Annotated in this window: 15 protein-coding genes; 8 read left to right on the forward strand and 7 right to left on the reverse strand. The window is 69.1% G+C overall.

The features are described 5' to 3' along the window. Positions 1–22: 22 nt before the first annotated feature. Positions 23–2,146 carry a glycosyl hydrolase family 95 catalytic domain-containing protein gene (locus ACIP6U_RS29635; protein ID WP_401723922.1) on the reverse strand — a complete coding sequence of 708 codons (2,124 nt, stop codon included), beginning with the start codon at positions 2,144–2,146 and terminating at the stop codon, positions 23–25. 194 nt (positions 2,147–2,340) lie between these two features. Next, the gene (locus ACIP6U_RS29640; protein ID WP_401723925.1) at positions 2,341–3,192 is read right to left on the reverse strand and encodes a helix-turn-helix transcriptional regulator; all 852 of its coding nucleotides are present in this window, start codon (positions 3,190–3,192) and stop codon (positions 2,341–2,343) included. 172 nt (positions 3,193–3,364) lie between these two features. Here ACIP6U_RS29640 and ACIP6U_RS29645 point away from each other — a divergent pair, with 172 nt between their 5' ends. The 6 genes from ACIP6U_RS29645 to ACIP6U_RS29670 all read left to right on the forward strand — a co-directional run bounded on the left by ACIP6U_RS29645 (position 3,365) and on the right by ACIP6U_RS29670 (position 8,352). Continuing rightward, on the forward strand, positions 3,365–4,105 hold the full coding sequence (locus ACIP6U_RS29645; RefSeq protein ID WP_401723928.1) for an SDR family oxidoreductase: 741 nt from the start codon (positions 3,365–3,367) through the stop codon (positions 4,103–4,105). Positions 4,106–4,435: 330 nt separating this feature from the next. Beyond that, entirely contained in the window at positions 4,436–5,428 is a 993-nt protein-coding gene (locus ACIP6U_RS29650; RefSeq protein ID WP_401723930.1) for a glycosyl hydrolase family 8, read from the forward strand. After that, on the forward strand, positions 5,425–5,697 hold the full coding sequence (locus tag ACIP6U_RS29655; protein ID WP_401723933.1) for a hypothetical protein: 273 nt from the start codon (positions 5,425–5,427) through the stop codon (positions 5,695–5,697). Before ACIP6U_RS29650 ends, ACIP6U_RS29655 begins: the two co-directional genes overlap by 4 nt. 166 nt (positions 5,698–5,863) lie before the next feature. Then, entirely contained in the window at positions 5,864–6,562 is a 699-nt protein-coding gene (locus ACIP6U_RS29660) for a TetR/AcrR family transcriptional regulator (protein ID WP_401723935.1), read from the forward strand. A gap of 70 nt (positions 6,563–6,632) precedes the next feature. Next, positions 6,633–7,373: an SDR family oxidoreductase gene (locus ACIP6U_RS29665; RefSeq protein ID WP_401723938.1), complete on the forward strand. Its 741-nt coding sequence runs from the start codon at positions 6,633–6,635 to the stop codon at positions 7,371–7,373. 79 nt (positions 7,374–7,452) lie between these two features. Further along, positions 7,453–8,352 carry an SDR family oxidoreductase gene (locus ACIP6U_RS29670; protein ID WP_401723940.1) on the forward strand — a complete coding sequence of 300 codons (900 nt, stop codon included), beginning with the start codon at positions 7,453–7,455 and terminating at the stop codon, positions 8,350–8,352. 72 nt (positions 8,353–8,424) lie between these two features. Here ACIP6U_RS29670 and ACIP6U_RS29675 read toward each other — a convergent pair whose 3' ends face one another. From ACIP6U_RS29675 to ACIP6U_RS29690, 4 genes are all read right to left on the reverse strand, one after another. Further along, entirely contained in the window at positions 8,425–9,393 is a 969-nt protein-coding gene (locus ACIP6U_RS29675) for a PfkB family carbohydrate kinase (protein WP_401723942.1), read from the reverse strand. Further along, a complete protein-coding gene (locus ACIP6U_RS29680; protein WP_401723945.1) occupies positions 9,390–10,868 on the reverse strand; it encodes a purine-cytosine permease family protein in 1,479 nt (492 codons plus the stop codon). Before ACIP6U_RS29680 ends, ACIP6U_RS29675 begins: the two co-directional genes overlap by 4 nt. Before the next feature lie 86 nt (positions 10,869–10,954). Beyond that, the gene (locus tag ACIP6U_RS29685; protein ID WP_401723947.1) at positions 10,955–11,947 is read right to left on the reverse strand and encodes an ADP-ribosylglycohydrolase family protein; all 993 of its coding nucleotides are present in this window, start codon (positions 11,945–11,947) and stop codon (positions 10,955–10,957) included. Continuing rightward, positions 11,944–12,663 (reverse strand): GntR family transcriptional regulator, encoded by a 720-nt coding sequence (locus ACIP6U_RS29690; protein WP_401723949.1) that lies wholly within the window; start codon positions 12,661–12,663, stop codon positions 11,944–11,946. Before ACIP6U_RS29690 ends, ACIP6U_RS29685 begins: the two co-directional genes overlap by 4 nt. Positions 12,664–12,877: 214 nt before the next feature. Between ACIP6U_RS29690 and ACIP6U_RS29695 the strand changes: the two genes are divergently transcribed. Together ACIP6U_RS29695 and ACIP6U_RS29700 are read left to right on the forward strand one after the other, a co-directional pair. Next, complete coding sequence (locus ACIP6U_RS29695) at positions 12,878–14,395, forward strand: MFS transporter (RefSeq protein ID WP_401723952.1); 1,518 nt, start codon at positions 12,878–12,880, stop codon at positions 14,393–14,395. 36 nt (positions 14,396–14,431) lie between these two features. After that, complete coding sequence (locus ACIP6U_RS29700; protein WP_401723955.1) at positions 14,432–14,920, forward strand: winged helix-turn-helix transcriptional regulator; 489 nt, start codon at positions 14,432–14,434, stop codon at positions 14,918–14,920. Between the two features lie 19 nt (positions 14,921–14,939). On the opposite strand, the gene ACIP6U_RS29705 is transcribed toward ACIP6U_RS29700, so the two are convergent. Beyond that, complete coding sequence (locus ACIP6U_RS29705) at positions 14,940–15,278, reverse strand: inner-membrane translocator (protein ID WP_401723958.1); 339 nt, start codon at positions 15,276–15,278, stop codon at positions 14,940–14,942. Between the last annotated feature and the right edge of the window lie 11 nt (positions 15,279–15,289).

Below are 15,289 nucleotides of genomic sequence, written 5' to 3' on the forward strand. Positions count from 1 at the left end.
ACGCGGGCCTACTCGGTGACCATCACAGGATCAATCGGGAAGGTACGCCCTTCGCGTCCAACCCGAGATTGATCCACAGGTCTTGAGCATTGCTCCTGTACATGTCGAACCAGTTCGCCGACGTCCCGTTGCCGTTGTTCATCGAAGGGCGCAGCACGGTGAGATAGAGCTGGTAGGCCTTGTCGGCGTCCTTGAGCCGCGACCAGCACAGTGACCGCCAGGCGCAGGCCCAGCCGAAGCTGTCCATTCCTCTGGCCGTGAGCAAGGCGCGTACGCCGTCCACCAGTTCGCGCGGGCTGGTGTCGACGGATATCCGGTCGCCGGGGAAGAATCCGATGAGGGGCGACAGGTGGCGGTGTGTGGTCTCACCGAGGTTGTCGGGACTCATCCACTCCTCGAGCCAGCCGGTTTTCGGGCTGACCCGGGGAAGGTAGAGCTTGGCCTGCATCGCTTCCAGCTCGGCGGCCAGGTCCGCGTCGCGCTTCAGAACGCGGGCCGCGACGGCGAATTCCCGGAAGAGTTCCCACGCGAGTTCCTGCGCGTAGGTGTTTCCCTTGCCGTCCGGTCCGTGCTCCGGCGACCAGGAGGTGTCGTCGATCAGGACGTCGCGCGACGAACCGTCCGAATCGGTCACCTTGGTGGTGATCAGCCGCGCTTTCCAGAACTCGGCCGCTCCCTTCAGCACCGGATAGATCGTCTCCAGGTACTCGCGGTCCTGGGAGTACTCGTAGTGGCGCCACAGCGTGGCGCAGAGCCAGGCATTGCCCGAGGGGTGCCAGGCCCAGCCGCTGCCGCCGTAGATGTTGGTGGAGAAGGCGATGGCCCAACCGGCCACTTTGCCCGTGCTGTTGCGGAAGCGGTTGTCGGGGTTGTTGTAGAGCCGCCCGGTCACATCGGTCCAGACCGGCAACTGGGACCGGCAGTAGCGTGCGAGAGCGTGTGCGCTGTCGCCCAGTCCCCCGGGGTCGGCCAGCCAGTAGTTCATCTGCACGTTGATGTCGGTGTGGTAATCGGCGTACCAGTCAGGGTTGTTGTTGTGGATCCACAGTCCCTGGAGGTTCATGGGCAACCAGTCCCTGGACCCGGTGATGGTGAGGTAGCGGCCGTATTGGACGTAGGCGGCCTCCAACTCCGGGTCAGGGGTGGACGCGTCGGTGTATCTGACGGCGATGCGCGACCACGAGTCCAACGACCGCTGCACCGCCGAGGATCTACCGAGATCGATCGTGAAGCGGTCGTAGAGGCGCCGGTAGTCGGCCACATGAGTGGCGAGCAGCGCGGCGCCGGAGACCTTCGCCGCGGCGGCGGTCTTCGTACGGGCCACGGTGAGCGGGACCATGGACGCGTCCCGGAAGTCCTTGCCCGCGTCGGGTGAGTAGTCGGTACCCGCGCAGACGGCTATCAGCAGTTCGCGGCACCCGGAGAAGGACAGCTTTCCGTTCTCCGCCTTGATGGTTCCCGTGCTGCTCACTGCGGTGACCGAAGCCGCGTACCGCAGGCCGTTCTTGAGAGTCGCGGCGAACGAGAGCTGTTTCCCGTCCGCCGAGGTGTCCTCACCGTGCGTGCCTTCCAGCGAGATCACACCGGTGTGGGTGCCGCTTCCGGATAGTCGGACCACGATCACGTCGTCCGGGTGGCTGGCGTAGATCTCCCGGCGGAAACGGGCTCCGCGGTGTTGATAGGTCGCCGACACCACGCCGTTGCTCAGGTCGAGGCTGCGTCTGTATCCGCTGGTCTCCTGCGCGGTGTGGCCCGGCAGCGTGACCCGGAGTTTGGCCAGCAGTCCGAAACTACCGAAGTCATCGGCGCCGTAGGGAAGTTGTCCGTCGCTGGTGGGGGTGTCGTTGCGCCCGCCCGTCCAGAAGGAACCGTCCGTGATGTAGACGAAGTCGTCCGCGGGGTCACAGCCGACCAGGGCGCCCATCCTGCCGTTGCCCACGGGAAGCGCCTCTTGGATGATGTGCGACTCGTCGGCCGGCTTCCGGTACCAGAGGGTGGTGGCCTCGCTCTCCGGAACGATGTTCGCGTGAGCAGGGCGATCGGGGTCGGCGCGCGCCACGAACGGGGGCAGGCCGCCGAAGGCGGCGAGACCACCCCCGGCGACACCGGTCAGACGAAGGAAGTCACGGCGGGAGGAAGGGCGCACTGCGGGTCTCCTCGGGCGAGTCGTTCGAGATTAATTCGTAAATTAGTGAGACGCCGAGGAGCTAGGCAATGGGCATGCACGCAAAAGATCCGACCTTTGAAGCAGGCTCGTGGTCCCCTAAGAGGGCATACCCGAATATTTCGGGCCACTTGTCGGATGAATAGGCACCGTTGATCGACCGGACGGCTCCGACCTCACCGGGTCGCGGGCACACTCCAACTGGCGAGCAGCGCCAGGGTCTGGGCGGAGGAAGAGCCGGGTTCTGCGGTGTACAGACACATGGTGTGATCCGGGTCGGACGAGAAGTTCAGCGCTTCGTGGTGCACGGTCAGGTCCCCGACCACGGCATGGTGGAGCAGCTGGGTTCCGTGGCTGCAGTCGTCCAGGTGGTGACCCGCCCACCAGCCGTTGAACTCCGGCACCTTGACGCAGGCCTCGCCGATCAGTTCGTTGAGCCGGGTGTCGTCGGGATGGTGCCCCGAGGACAGCCGGAGGTTGGCCACGATGATCCGCGCGATCGCATCCCAGTCGTCGTACAACTCCTTCGCCGCGGGAGAGAAGAGCACGAAGCGCGCGAAGTTGCGCTCCCGGGTCGGCAGCGCGTCGAAGTCCGTGATGAGGGCGCGGACCAGGTGGTTGGAGGCCAGCACGTCCAGGCGGTGGTTGACGACGAAGGCCGGTGAGACGCTGCCCAGTACCTCCAGCATCTGATGCACTTCCGGCCGTACCCGCTCGGGGCGCGCGCGTTCCCGTGAAGGGTGGGTGACCCGCGGACGCGCGATGTGGAAGAGGTAGTCGCGCTCGACCGGGCCCAAGCGCAGGGCGCGGGCCACGCCGTCCAGCACGCCCTCGGAGACACGGGGATGCCGCCCCTGTTCCAGCCGGGTGTAGTAGTCGGTGCTCACGTCGGCCAGACGGGCCACCTCTTCGCGGCGCAGACCCGGCACCCGGCGGCCACGGCCGCTCGTCCCCACTCCGACCGCCTCGGGAGTCAGGCGTGCCCGGCGAGAACGGAGGAACTCCCCCAGCTCGGTGTTCTGGTCCATACACCCATTGTGTGCCCACCACGGTGTGGCTTCGGAGTCGATCGTGGCCCAGCTGGACCTATGTTCGGCTGGGCCTCCGCCGACGCCTTTTCGCCGCTCTCACGGTGCCAATCTCGATATTGCTGCTCGTCAGCCATGACTTGTCAGCCATGAAGAGAAACCGGAGCATCACATGACCACCACCTCAACGTCGAAGATCGTCCTGGTGACCGGAGCCAGCAGTGGCATCGGCGAGGCCGCCGCAAGGGCCCTCGCCGCCGGCGGGCACCACGTCGTACTCGGTGCCCGCCGGGTCGACCGCCTTGCCGAGATCGCCGACAGCATCAAGGCCGCCGGCGGCTCCGCCGACTACTCCGAGCTCGACGTCACGAGCCTCGACAGCGTGAATGCCTTTGTGAGCACGGCCCACGAGCGCCATGGGCGGATCGACGTCCTGGTCAACAACGCCGGTGTCATGCCGTTGTCGCCCCTGATCATGGGGCGCACGGACGACTGGGACCGGATGATCGATGTCAACGTACGGGGCGTGCTGCACGGCATCGCGGCGGCGCTGCCTCTGATGAAGGCCCAGGGCTCCGGTCACTTCGTCAACATCTCCTCCACGCTGGGGCACGAGGTGTCGCCCACCACGGCCGTCTACAGCGCGACCAAGTACGCGGTGCGGGCCATTTCGGAGGGCATCCGCAAGGAGAACAGCGATGTCCGGGTGACCGTCGTCAGCCCCTCCTTCGTGGAGTCGGAGCTGATCCAGGGCGGCGACCCGGGCACCATGGCGTGGGTTCAGGGAATGGCGGACAAGCTCGCGCTGCCCACGGTCGCCATCTCCGATGCCATCGTCTACGCCGTAAACCAGCCCGAGCAGGTCGACGTGGGCGAACTCGTGATCCGCTCGGTTCTCGACGCCGCCGCCTGACGATCCGCCGCCTACCGGCACCCCGCGCCCCTCTCTTTCCGGAAGACCAGCTCCGGATACCTCGGGTGGGCCCGTCCAGGAGGGGCACGATGAACTCCTGTACGGGCTTGGCCGGTACCCATGGATCGCGCCGGGTCCGGTCGACCAGCCGCAGGGTGTGGGTGCCGATCGCGTGCCGGCCCGTCGGCGCGGGCAGTACGAGGCGCTGACGTCACGACTATCTACGACAACTGTCATGACGGGCCTTCAGAGTGATCCACAGAATCGGAAGTAACGTTTCCTAACAAATCTATTGACGGTCACCTCCGCGACACCGCACGATCTCGTGTCATGTCCCCCACACGAAGCAGGACTTGGGCCGCCCTGTGCGCGGCCACCCTTGCCAGTGGTCTCATCGCCGGGTTCGGCGGAGCCTTCCCGGCCTCCGCCGACAGCGCTGCCGTCAACGCCAACATCCCGTTCGGCAGCCACACCTTCCCGTACGCCACCGGCACCATAAAGGTGTCCGGGAACCAGGCCGCCAACGACGCGAAGGTGGTCGACTACTACAAGAAGTGGAAGGCCGCGTTCGTCACCTCGAAGTGCGGAAACGGCTGGTCGGCCATCGCCTCCACCGACGCCGACCACCCCTACGTCGCCGAGGGCCAGGGCTACGGCCTGACGATCCTCGCCACGATGGCCGGCGCCGACACAGCGGCCAAGGACTCCTACGACCGGGTCCTGAAGTACGTCCTCGACCATCCGTCGGTCAACAACCCCGACCTGCACGCCGCCGAACAGAACTCCAGCTGCAAGAGCGTCAACGGCTCGGACTCGGCCACCGACGGAGACCTGGAGATCGCGTACTCCCTGCTGCTCGCCGACAAGCAGTGGGGCAGCTCGGGAACGTACAACTACAAGCAGCTCGCCGTGCGCCGGATCAACGCCATCAAGGCGAGCGAGGTGGTCTCCGGCACCAAGTTGATGAACCTCGGGGACTGGTCCGACGGCAACTACGACACCATCAGCCGCAGTTCGGACTGGCTGCCCGGCCACTTCAAGGCCTTCCGCAAGGCGACCGGTGACGCGACCTGGGACCAGATCCTTGCGGCCCACCAGAAGCTCATCGACACCCTGCAGACCAAGTACGCGTCCTCCACCGGCCTGCTCCCGGACTTCGCCGTCAACACGAACACCTCCACCCCGAAGCCGGCTCCCGGAAAGGTCCTGGAGTCGTCCTTGGACGGCGCGTACTCCTGGAACGCATGCCGTGACCCGTGGCGGCTCGGCGTGGACGCGCTGACCACCGGGGACTCCAGTCCCTCGCCTCGGTGCGGAAGATGAACTCCTGGATCAAGCAGACCACCGGCGGCGACCCCAACAAGATCGCGTCGGGCTACAAGCTCACCGGTTCAGTCGCGGAGTCCGGCGAGTCGGTCGCCTTCATCGCCCCGTTCGCGGTCGCGGCGGCCACCGACACGGGCAGCCAGGCGTGGCTGGACGCCCTGTGGAACAAGCTGAACTCCGTGCCCCTCGACTCCTCCAGCTACTACGGATCCAGCATCCAGCTCCAGGTGATGATCGCCATCACCGGCAACCACTGGCTCCCCTAACCGGTACGGGCCCCGGCGCCCGGCCCGCAGGACACGGCGCCCGTATCCCTGAACACATCGGGATACGGGCGCCGTCACGTCCGCCCGCATCAGCGCTACACCCGCCCGAATCGGCGATAACAGATAGCTGTTGCCATCGATAACACCACCTGTTATCGTCGATTGCATGGATACGAGATCAGCGCTAATCGAAGCGGCGGCGGAGCTCCTCGCCCAGTCCCCCGGCGGCGATGTGTCGACCCGCGCGATCAGCGAGGCCGCGGGCGTCCAGCAGCCGGTGCTGTACCGGCTGTTCGGCGACAAGAACGGACTGCTCACGGCCACGGTCGACTACGTGTGGGACCAGTACCTGGGCAGCAAGCGGGCCGCCGAGAAGTCCCCGGACCCGCTACAGGACCTGCGGGCGGGATGGGACAGCCACACCGCGTTCGCGCTGGCCCACCCCAACGCCTACAAGCTGATGTTCTCGTCGGCCCTGGGCGAGCAGCCCGAGGCCGCGACGGAGGCCATGCGCATCCTGCGCGGGGTCCTAGACCGGCTCGCTCAGCAGGGCCGCCTGCGCGTGGCACCCGACGTGGCCGCTCGCATGGTCATGTCGGCCAACACGGGCGTCGCCCTCGCCCTGATCACGCGTCCCGCCCTGTACCCGGACCTGAGCCTCTCCGTCATGGTCCGCGACGCGATCCACCGGGACATCCTGCTCGACCTGGCAGCGGACACCGCCACGCAAGACGCCCGGCAGGCGGCCGCCACCACGCTGCTGGCCTCGGCGGACGAGTTCACGCCCCAGCCCTTCACCCCCGCCGAGTCCGCCCTGCTCAAGCAGTGGCTGGCGCACCTGGCGGGACCCGGCCGGAGCAGCTGACCTGCCCGGACCGCACCACCCGGCCCGCCTTTCACCTCCATCGATCGACAACAACACCGAAGGAAACGTCATGAGCAACGACAGCACCAACCGTGTAGCCCTCGTCACCGGTGCCTCCGGCGGTATCGGCCGCGCGGTCGCCGAACGCCTCGCGGCGGACGGCATCGCCGTCGGCGTGCACTACGCCGGCAACAAGACCAAGGCCGACGAGACGGTCGCCGCCATCACCTCGGACGGCGGCCGGGCCATCGCGGTGGGCGGTGACGTCGCCGACGAGCACGCCATGTCCGCCGCCTTCGACACCGTGGAGCGGGAGTTCGGCGGCATCGACGTGGTCGTCAACACGGCCGGCATCATGCTGCTCTCCCCCATCGCGGACCTGGACCTCGACGACCTCGACCGCATGCACCGCACCAACATCCGCGGCACCTTCGTCGTCTCCCAGCAGGCGGCCCGGCGCGTGCGCGGCGGCGGCGCGATCATCAACTTCTCCACCTCCGTCACCCGCCTCCAGTTCCCGTCCTACGGCGCCTACGTGGCGAGCAAGGGCGCGGTCGAGGCCATGACGCTCGTCCTCGCCCGGGAGATGCGCGGCAAGGACGTCACCGTCAACGCCGTGGCACCGGGCCCGACGGCCACCCCGCTGTTCCTCGACGGCAAGGACGAGGCCACGATCGCGAACCTGTCCAAGGCGGCACCCCTGGAGCGCCTTGGCACCCCGCAGGACATCGCGGAGACGGTGGCCTTCCTCGCCGGACCGGCCCGCTGGGTCAACGGCCAGATCCTCTACACCAACGGCGGCATCGCCTGACCGCTCCTCCACACCGCCTCACACCAGCCCACCCACACATCACCCCACGCCCCTCCACGCTCCGAAGGAGACGGAAACCATGAGCAACATCGTCGTCATCACCGGCGCCTCCAGCGGATTCGGCGCCCTCACCGCCCGCGCCCTGGCGGACGCCGGCCACATCGTCTACGCCGGAATACGGCAGACCACCTCCCGCAACGCCCCGCAGGTCGCGGCCGCCGCCGAGTACAGCAAGGAACACGGAGTCGACCTGCGGTCCGTCGAACTCGACGTCACCTCACAGGAGTCCGTCGACGCGGCGATCAGGCAGATCCTCGACGAGCACGGCCGTATCGACGTCCTCATCCACAACGCCGGCCACATGGTGACCGGCCCGGCCGAGGCCTTCACTCCCGAACAGCTCGCCGACCTGTACGACGTGAACGTCCTGTCGACCCAGCGCGTCAACCGCGCCGCCCTGCCCGCGATGCGCGAGTCCGGCCGGGGCCTGGTGCTCTGGGTCTCCAGCAGCAGCGTGAAGGGCGGCACCCCGCCCTACCTCGCGCCCTACTTCGCGGCCAAGGCGGCCATGGACTCCCTCGCCGTCAGCTACGCGGCCGAACTGGCCCGTTGGGGCGTCGAGACGAGCATCGTCGTACCCGGCTCGTTCACCAGCGGCACCAACCACTTCGCCCACTCCGGCCGTCCCACGGACAAGGACGTCGAGGCCGAGTACGAGACCAAGTACGCCGGTCTCGTCGGGCAAGTCGCGGAGAAACTGGCCGCGTTGGCCCCAGAGGGCGCCGAGGCTTCTCTCGTCTCCGACGAGATCACGCGCATAGTCGGCCTCCCCGCCGGCCAACGCCCCTACCGGGTCACCATCGACCCCGCGAACGACGGATCCGAGGAGGTCTCGGACCTCGCCGACCGCATCCGGCGTGAGTTCCTCACCCGCGTCGACCTCGCCGACCTGCTCACCGTCCACCCGGTGAACAGCTGAGACCGAGGAACCGCTGACGTACGCGGACGCGACGTCACTCAGGAACGACCGGTCACCCGCGACTCACGCTGTTCAGGGTTGCGCGGAGCCGAAGAGCAGTCCCGCGAGGGAGTCCTCCCCGAGGAACTCCGACAGCTCGGCCCGGTTCGGTGCTGTGGCAGGACCGCGGCGGGTCACCGCGAAAGCCGCTACGGCGTTGGCCCCACGGGCGGCCGTCAGCGGGTCGTGGCCCTGACCGAGCAGGGCGAGAAACGCACCGACATGCGCGTCACCCGCGCCGTTGCTGTCCACGGCGTCCACCGGGAATCCGGGTACGTGGACCGGCGGCCCGCCGGAAGCGGCGAGCCAGCACCCGTCCTTGTCGGCCCGCACGAGCACACCCGCACCCGGTGACAGCCTCCCGCGCAGCGCGTCCGCCGCGGCGCCCGGCTCCGGGAGACCGCTCATCAGCCGAGCCTCCCGCGCGTTGACGCTCAGCCAGTCGGTGCGCGCGAGCACCGGAGCGAGGACCTCGTCGGGAATGTCGGCCACCAGAGGACCGGGGTCGAGGCAGAGGGTGACGTCCGCCGGGAGGTCGGCCGTGAGTCCGGCCAGCAGGGGCCCGGTGCCGGGCAACACCAGCGCGTAGCCGGAGAGTTGGAGCAAGTCACCATCGCTCAGCCCGGCGGCAATCGTCCGGGTGTCGGCGGCGGTGAGATCGGTTTCGACGCCGAAGCTGGTGACGAAGGTCCGTTCACCCCCGTCGTCGACCAGGGCGACGGTGAAGCCGGTGTCGCGGTCGGTGCGCGCGGGCAGCAGGGTCGCGATGCCTTCGGCGGCGAGGGCCGTGCGGACGAGGTCGCCGTAGGGGCCGGTGCCATGGAGACCGGCGAAGACGGCCTGGGTGCCGAGGCGCGCGGCGGCGGCCAGGGTGTTGAATCCGCCGCCCGCGGTGGTCTCGGTGCGGGTGCCGAGGACGTCACCACCGCGCTCGGGCAGCGCCGGTACCTCGATGACCAAGTCCGCGAGGACGTTTCCGGCGAGGACGAGACGGCCGCTCATCGTGCGGCCTCCTGAAGAGAGGCGGACGACGACGAGGAGGGATCGGCGACCAAAGAACCCCTGCGGGGACCGCACACCGCGTAGACAGCGCCGGCGACGACCATGGCGATGGCCCAGCCCAGCCCGTTCACACCGAGCCAGGTGTCGGACAGGGGGCCCGCGAACCAGACGTCGTCGGCGCTGGTCGACGCCTTGGTGAACAACAGCCCGGCCACGATGGCGCCGGCCCAGCCCAGCACGGCGGGCAGATGGAAGCCACCGGTGTACCAGTAGCGGCTGGTGCTGCGGGTGTCCATGATCGCTTCGGGGTCGTAGGAGCGGCCGCGCAGCGAGTCCACCGCGACCACACCGATCCACGCCGAGATGGGCACGGCCAGCAGCGTCAGGAAAGTGGAGAAGGGACCGTAGAAGTCGTCGGCGATCAGCATGAAGTAGATGCCGCCCGCGAACATGAGCACCACGTCGAAGGTGACGGCGAGGGCGCGCGGGACGCGCAGGCCCAGGGTGATCATCGTCAGTCCGGCGGAGTAGGTGGAGAGGTGGTTCGACATGAGCAGGCCGCCGAAGGCCGCGACGAGGTAGGGGATCGCCATCCAGGAGGGCAGCATGGCGTTGATCGCCGCGACCGGGTCGGAGGAGGTCGCCAGCGTCCCGTCCCCCGCGGCGAGCAGTGAGCCAAGGGAGATCAGCAGGACGAGGGGGATGCCGGCGCCGAACGCCGAGGCCACCACCAGTCGTCGGCCCGGGATGCTGCGGGGCAGGTAACGGGCGTAGTCGGCACCGGCGTTGGCCCAGCCGATGCCCGTGCCCGCGGCGATGAACCCGATGCCCGCGACGACTCCGCTCGTCGCGCCGGCCGGGGTGTCGAGCACGCGGGTCCAGTCGACGGTGGCGACGAGGAAGCCCATCACGATCAGGTTGAGGACCCCGAAGACGACGGTGGCCCACTTGTTGATCCACATGATGGTCGCGTGCCCGAGGCCGCTGATCAGCAGCGTGCAGGTGATGAAGAACAGCAGGCACACGAGCGTGAGGACCGTGCCCCGGCCGACGCCGAACGCGGTGTTCAGCAGGGCCAGCAGCGCGTATGCCGCCGTGGTGGTGGTGATGGTCTCCCAGCCGACCCGGCTGAGCCAGGTGATCAGCGTCGGACCCGCGTTGCCCCGCTGGCCGAAGACCGCACGCGAGAGAGTCAGCGCCGGCGCGCCGCCCTTCTTGCCCGCGAGGCTCAGGGCTCCCACCAGAGCGAAGGAACCGAAGGAGCCGACTACGGCGACCAGCGCCGCCTGCCAGATGTTCAGGCCCCGGAACGCCACCAGGGTGGCGCCCAGCGGCAGCCCGAGGATGCTGATGTTGGCGGCGAACCACGTCCAGAACATCTGTCCGGCGTGGCCGTGCCGCTCGCTGTCGGGGACCGGTTCGATCCCCCGGGTCTCAATGGTGCCGACGCGATCGTTCGTCTTCGAAGCGGTCATGACGGAACCTCCTTGCGGGTGCGGAAAGCGCGGATGGCAGAAGGGAGTTGGGAGAGGGGGAAGGTGATGGAGAAGGCGGCGTCGGCTCAGCGCAGGGTGAGCAGGCGGGCGGTCAGGGGTTCCAGTTCCAGGGAGTTGACGGTGCGCAGGGTGCGTACGGCGTCCGCGGGCAGGCCCGAGAGGCCGGTGACCGAGCCGGCGACGGCGCCCGCGATGGCCGCGATGGTGTCGCTGTCGCCGCCGAGGTTGGCGGCGAGCAGTGCGGCCCGCCAGGGTTCGCCGTCGGCGACGGTGAGCACCGCGAATGCCGCGGGTACCGACTCCTGGCTGGCGACGCTGGTACCGACGAGGTCGACGATCAGGTCCAGTGCCTCGGCCTCCGGCAGGTCGCGCACCAGGCCGCGTACCCACTCGATACGGGCGGCGATGTCCGCCCCCGCCACCCAGTGCCCGCGCCGGGCACCGGCCTTGGCGGCGGTCACGGCGGCGGCGACGGCCTCGTCCAGCGAGCCTCCGCCCACTCCGGTGCTGACCGCGGCGGCGACCGCTGCGGCGCCCGCGATCCCGACGTTCGTGTCGTGGGTGACCTGGCAGGACTCCACGACGTGGTCGAGGAAGGGCTCCAACGGCTCGGCGGGGAAGGCGATCCCGACCGGGGTGACCCGCATCGCGGCGCCGTTCGTCGTGCCGGTGCGGCCTGCCTCACTGACGGAGGCGCCGGCGGCCACCGCGTCGAGTGCGGCCTTGGTGGACGGGCCCAGCAGGTCGAAGGAGCCCTTGGCCTTCATCTCCTTCTCCCAGGCGAGCAGTTCGTGGGCAAGGCGCAGCGGGTCGATCCGGCCGTGGCCCTCGTCGATGAGGCGTCCGACGATGACGGCCTGGTCGGTGTCGTCGGTGACGGATCCGGCGGGCATGCCCGCGCTGACGGGGTTGTCGGGGCGGGCGGGTTCGAAGCCGGCGAGGGTGCCGTAGACGCGGACGACGTCCTGCCGGGACATCACCTGGGTGGGCATGCCGAGGGCGTCGCCGAGGGCGAGTCCGTAGAAGGCGCCGAGGGCGCGGTCGAGTCGGTCGGTCACTGTCGGCCTCCTCGACCGGAACGTACGTGCAGTTCGAATCGGGCCGGGTCGAGCAGGCTGGTGACCTGTTCGACGACCGAACCGTCGGCCGCCCGGTAGACCTGGTTCAGGCGCAGGAAGGACTCGCCGGGCGAGCGGTGCAGTGTCTGTGCCTCCGCCGCGTCGAGTCCGCGCACCGACACCACTCCCTCGCCGGAGTCGGTGATGCGCCCGGCGCCGACCAGGACCCGGCTGAGCGAGCCCTCCTCCAGGCCGCGCGCGGGCAGGCCCGCCAGGCTTCCGGTGGCCGGGACCCGGCTGCGCTCCAGCGACACGCCATGGCCGTCGGGGAGCCGCCTGACGCGGTCCAGCGCTATGAACGCGGCGGACGTGAGCCCCAGTTCGGCGGCCAGCTCCGGGTCGGTGACCTCCTCGAAGCGCAGGGTCTCGGTCGTCAGCTCGGTGCCCTGCTGCGCGAGCGCTTTGGTCCAGCCGAGCCGGTGGTCGAGCGGTGTTCCGTCGAAGGTGACGAAGGAGCCGATGCCCGCGTGGGTGGCGATGAGGCCCTCCTCACCGAGCACCTGAAGAGCCTGCCGCAAGGTGGTGCGGCTGACCCCGAACCGCTCTCTGAGGGAGTGCTCGCCGGGGAGTCTGCTGCCGTCGGCGTGCACACCCGAGCGGATCTCGTCGGCGAGAACGCGGGCGACGTGATGATGCTTGTGAACCTGTCCAGGCATGTCTAGACAGTAAGTGAACAAGTCCCCGAGGTCCATAGGCACACGGAAACCGTAAAGACCTCCCCAGCTAACTTCTATCCATCAAAGTCAGCCTGCTATTGTCCTGGCTATGCCTATACAAAGTCAGAAGTCGGCAGGCCCGGGCACTCGGACCGCCCCACCTCTCCCCGGGACCCAGGAGGGAGGCACCGTCCCTCGCCGGTGGCTCGGCCTGATGGTGGTGTGCCTCGGCGTGATGATGGCGTTCGTCAACATCACCGGCACCATCTCGGCCCTCGGCCGCATCCAGGCCGACCTGCACATCTCGTCGGCCACCCTGGTCTGGCTGACCAGCGCCTACAGCCTGGCCGTGGTCAGCCTGGTGATGTCCGCGGGGACCCTGGGCGACCTGATCGGACGGCGACTGACCTTCATCCTCGGCGCGCTCGTCTTCACCGCCGGCAGCGCGCTGGCCTTCGTCGCCGACAGCCCCGGAACGCTCATAGCCGCGCAGGCGGTCATGGGCGTGGGAGGCGCGGCCGTTCTGCCGTCCAGCCTCACGATCGTGAGCACCACGTTCACGGATCCGCACGAGCGCACCACCGCGATCAGCGCGTGGGCGGCCTGTTCGGGTCTGGGTCTGGCCGTCGGACCCCTGATCGCCGGCGTCCTGCTGGAGCACTTCTCCTGGCACTCGGTCTACCTCACCAACCTGCTCGTCGGCGCCCTCGCCGCCGCGCTGGCGCCGGTGTTCGTACACGAGAGCAAGCACCCCTCGCGCCGACTGGACCTGGCGGGCGTGGTGCTCGGCACGGTGACCCTGGCCTCCGCGACCTACGCGATCATCCAGGGCGGGGCGTCCGGCTACGCCGAGCCGTCGATCATCACCATGTACGTGGTCTTCGCCGTGTCGGCGGCCCTCTTCGTGCGGGTGGAACTGCGGCACCCGGACCCGATGCTCGACCTGCGCCTCTTCCGCAGCGCCTCGTTCAGCGCGGTGATGGGCGTGGCCGCCGCGGCCATGTTCGGTTTCGTCGGGGTGGCGCTGCTGAGCGTGCTGTACATGCAGCGCGTCCGTCAGTACACGACCCTCGGTGTCGGCGTCCGGCTACTGGTCCTGTTCGTCACCTTCATCGCCGTCAGCGCGATCGCACCGCGTCTGGTGCGCCGGTTCGGGTTCACCCCGGTGCTCACCGTGGGCCTCGTGGCCATGGGCGCCGGCGCGCTCGCCCTCCTTTCGGTGGGTCCCTTCGACGGGTACGGAGCGATGTGGCCGGGCCTCCTCGTGGCGGGCATCGGCGGCGGACTGCTGGTCGCCCCGTCGTCCGCGGCGGCCGTCAGCAGCGTGCCCGCGCTCCAGGCCGGGATGGCCGCGTCGGCCATCAACATGGCCCGTCAGCTCGGGAACGTCCTCGGCCCCAGCGTGCTGGGCACCATCGTCACCACCCGCTTCCCCGACAACCTGCACGAGCGGCTCGTCGACGCCGGGATTCCCGGCCCGGACGCCGACCGCGTCGTGGCCGGCGCGGCACACGGGGGCGGCGGGGCCGGACTGCCGGCGTCCCTCGCCCGGACCGTCGCCGAAGCCGTGCCGCAGGCCTTCACGGACGCCGTCCACCGAGGACTGCTCGTCGGCGGGATCACGCTGCTGGTCGTCGCCGTCCCGTCCGCGCTCTTCGTACGCCACCGGCTGCCGAGCGCGTCGACCCCGACCGCTGCTTCTGCCAACGGCCCTGACTCCAAGAAGCCGTGACTTCGGCCAACAATAGTCAGTGGGTAGGCTGCTCTCATGGATGACCTGTCGAAGCGCCCAGACGCGCTGTCCCTGGCCAACTGCCCGGTCTCCCGCACGCTCGACGTGGTCGGCACCCGCTCGTCGCTGCTGATCATCCGCGAGGCCTTCTTCGGAACCCGCCGGTTCCAGGACTTCACCGAGCGGGTGGGCATCGGCGAGGCCGCCACGGCAGCGCGTCTCAAGGACCTGACCGCCTCCGGATTCCTCGAGAAGGTGCCGTACCAGGAGCCCGGTCAGCGCCAGCGCTTCGAGTACCGACTCACGGACCGGGGCCGGGACTTCTTCGCCGCGATCATGTCCCTGCGCGACTGGGGCGAGACGTGGGTGTCCGAGGGACACCGGGCTCCTTGGCGGTTCATGCACCGGGACTGCGGCGCGGAGGTCCACACGGTGACGCGCTGCTCCGCCGGTCACGATGTGCACGCGGAGGACTGCGTCGCCGTACGGGAACCGAGGCCCGCGTCCGCCGAGACGGCTTCCTGACAGGGCGGACCGGCCGAGCTCAGGGCCAGGCCGACACGATGGTGCCCGTCAGGATCACGCACAGGGTCAACTGGACTGTTCCGGTGACCCGGTGACCGATCCTCAGCAGGAGCACACCCGTGACACCGGTGGCCGGCGCGAGAGTGCTCCAGCACCACACCGGCGTCCAGTCCGTCGGCGCCGGCTCCACCGTCCTCCGTCCGGCGCCGCCGTCCCCCTGGCCCAGCCCGTGCATCGCCATCACGATGACCGCCAGACACGCGCCCATCGCGTCCGCCATCAGCACGAGCAGCAGCAGGCAGCCGCCGAGGGCCGCATCGGCCCGACCTGAGATCTCCGGTTCGGCAGGTGGGGACATGCCCCTGCTGT

This window comes from Streptomyces sp. NPDC088794, assembly GCF_044750545.1.
Lineage (GTDB): Bacteria > Actinomycetota > Actinomycetes > Streptomycetales > Streptomycetaceae > Streptomyces.

What these genes read in the sequence shown, in the direction of transcription:
- ACIP6U_RS29655 (WP_401723933.1), top strand. Translation starts at nt 5,425, where the DNA reads ATGAACTCCTGGATCAAGCAGACCACCGGCGGCGACCCCAACAAGATC.
- ACIP6U_RS29695 (WP_401723952.1), top strand. Translation starts at nt 12,878, where the DNA reads ATGGTGGTGTGCCTCGGCGTGATGATGGCGTTCGTCAACATCACCGGC.
- ACIP6U_RS29680 (WP_401723945.1), bottom strand. Translation starts at nt 10,868, where the DNA reads ATGACCGCTTCGAAGACGAACGATCGCGTCGGCACCATTGAGACCCGG.
- ACIP6U_RS29660 (WP_401723935.1), top strand. Translation starts at nt 5,864, where the DNA reads ATGGATACGAGATCAGCGCTAATCGAAGCGGCGGCGGAGCTCCTCGCC.
- ACIP6U_RS29705 (WP_401723958.1), bottom strand. Translation starts at nt 15,278, where the DNA reads ATGTCCCCACCTGCCGAACCGGAGATCTCAGGTCGGGCCGATGCGGCC.
- ACIP6U_RS29645 (WP_401723928.1), top strand. Translation starts at nt 3,365, where the DNA reads ATGACCACCACCTCAACGTCGAAGATCGTCCTGGTGACCGGAGCCAGC.
- ACIP6U_RS29675 (WP_401723942.1), bottom strand. Translation starts at nt 9,393, where the DNA reads ATGAGCGGCCGTCTCGTCCTCGCCGGAAACGTCCTCGCGGACTTGGTC.
- ACIP6U_RS29670 (WP_401723940.1), top strand. Translation starts at nt 7,453, where the DNA reads ATGAGCAACATCGTCGTCATCACCGGCGCCTCCAGCGGATTCGGCGCC.
- ACIP6U_RS29640 (WP_401723925.1), bottom strand. Translation starts at nt 3,192, where the DNA reads ATGGACCAGAACACCGAGCTGGGGGAGTTCCTCCGTTCTCGCCGGGCA.
- ACIP6U_RS29690 (WP_401723949.1), bottom strand. Translation starts at nt 12,663, where the DNA reads ATGCCTGGACAGGTTCACAAGCATCATCACGTCGCCCGCGTTCTCGCC.
- ACIP6U_RS29700 (WP_401723955.1), top strand. Translation starts at nt 14,432, where the DNA reads ATGGATGACCTGTCGAAGCGCCCAGACGCGCTGTCCCTGGCCAACTGC.
- ACIP6U_RS29665 (WP_401723938.1), top strand. Translation starts at nt 6,633, where the DNA reads ATGAGCAACGACAGCACCAACCGTGTAGCCCTCGTCACCGGTGCCTCC.
- ACIP6U_RS29650 (WP_401723930.1), top strand. Translation starts at nt 4,436, where the DNA reads ATGTCCCCCACACGAAGCAGGACTTGGGCCGCCCTGTGCGCGGCCACC.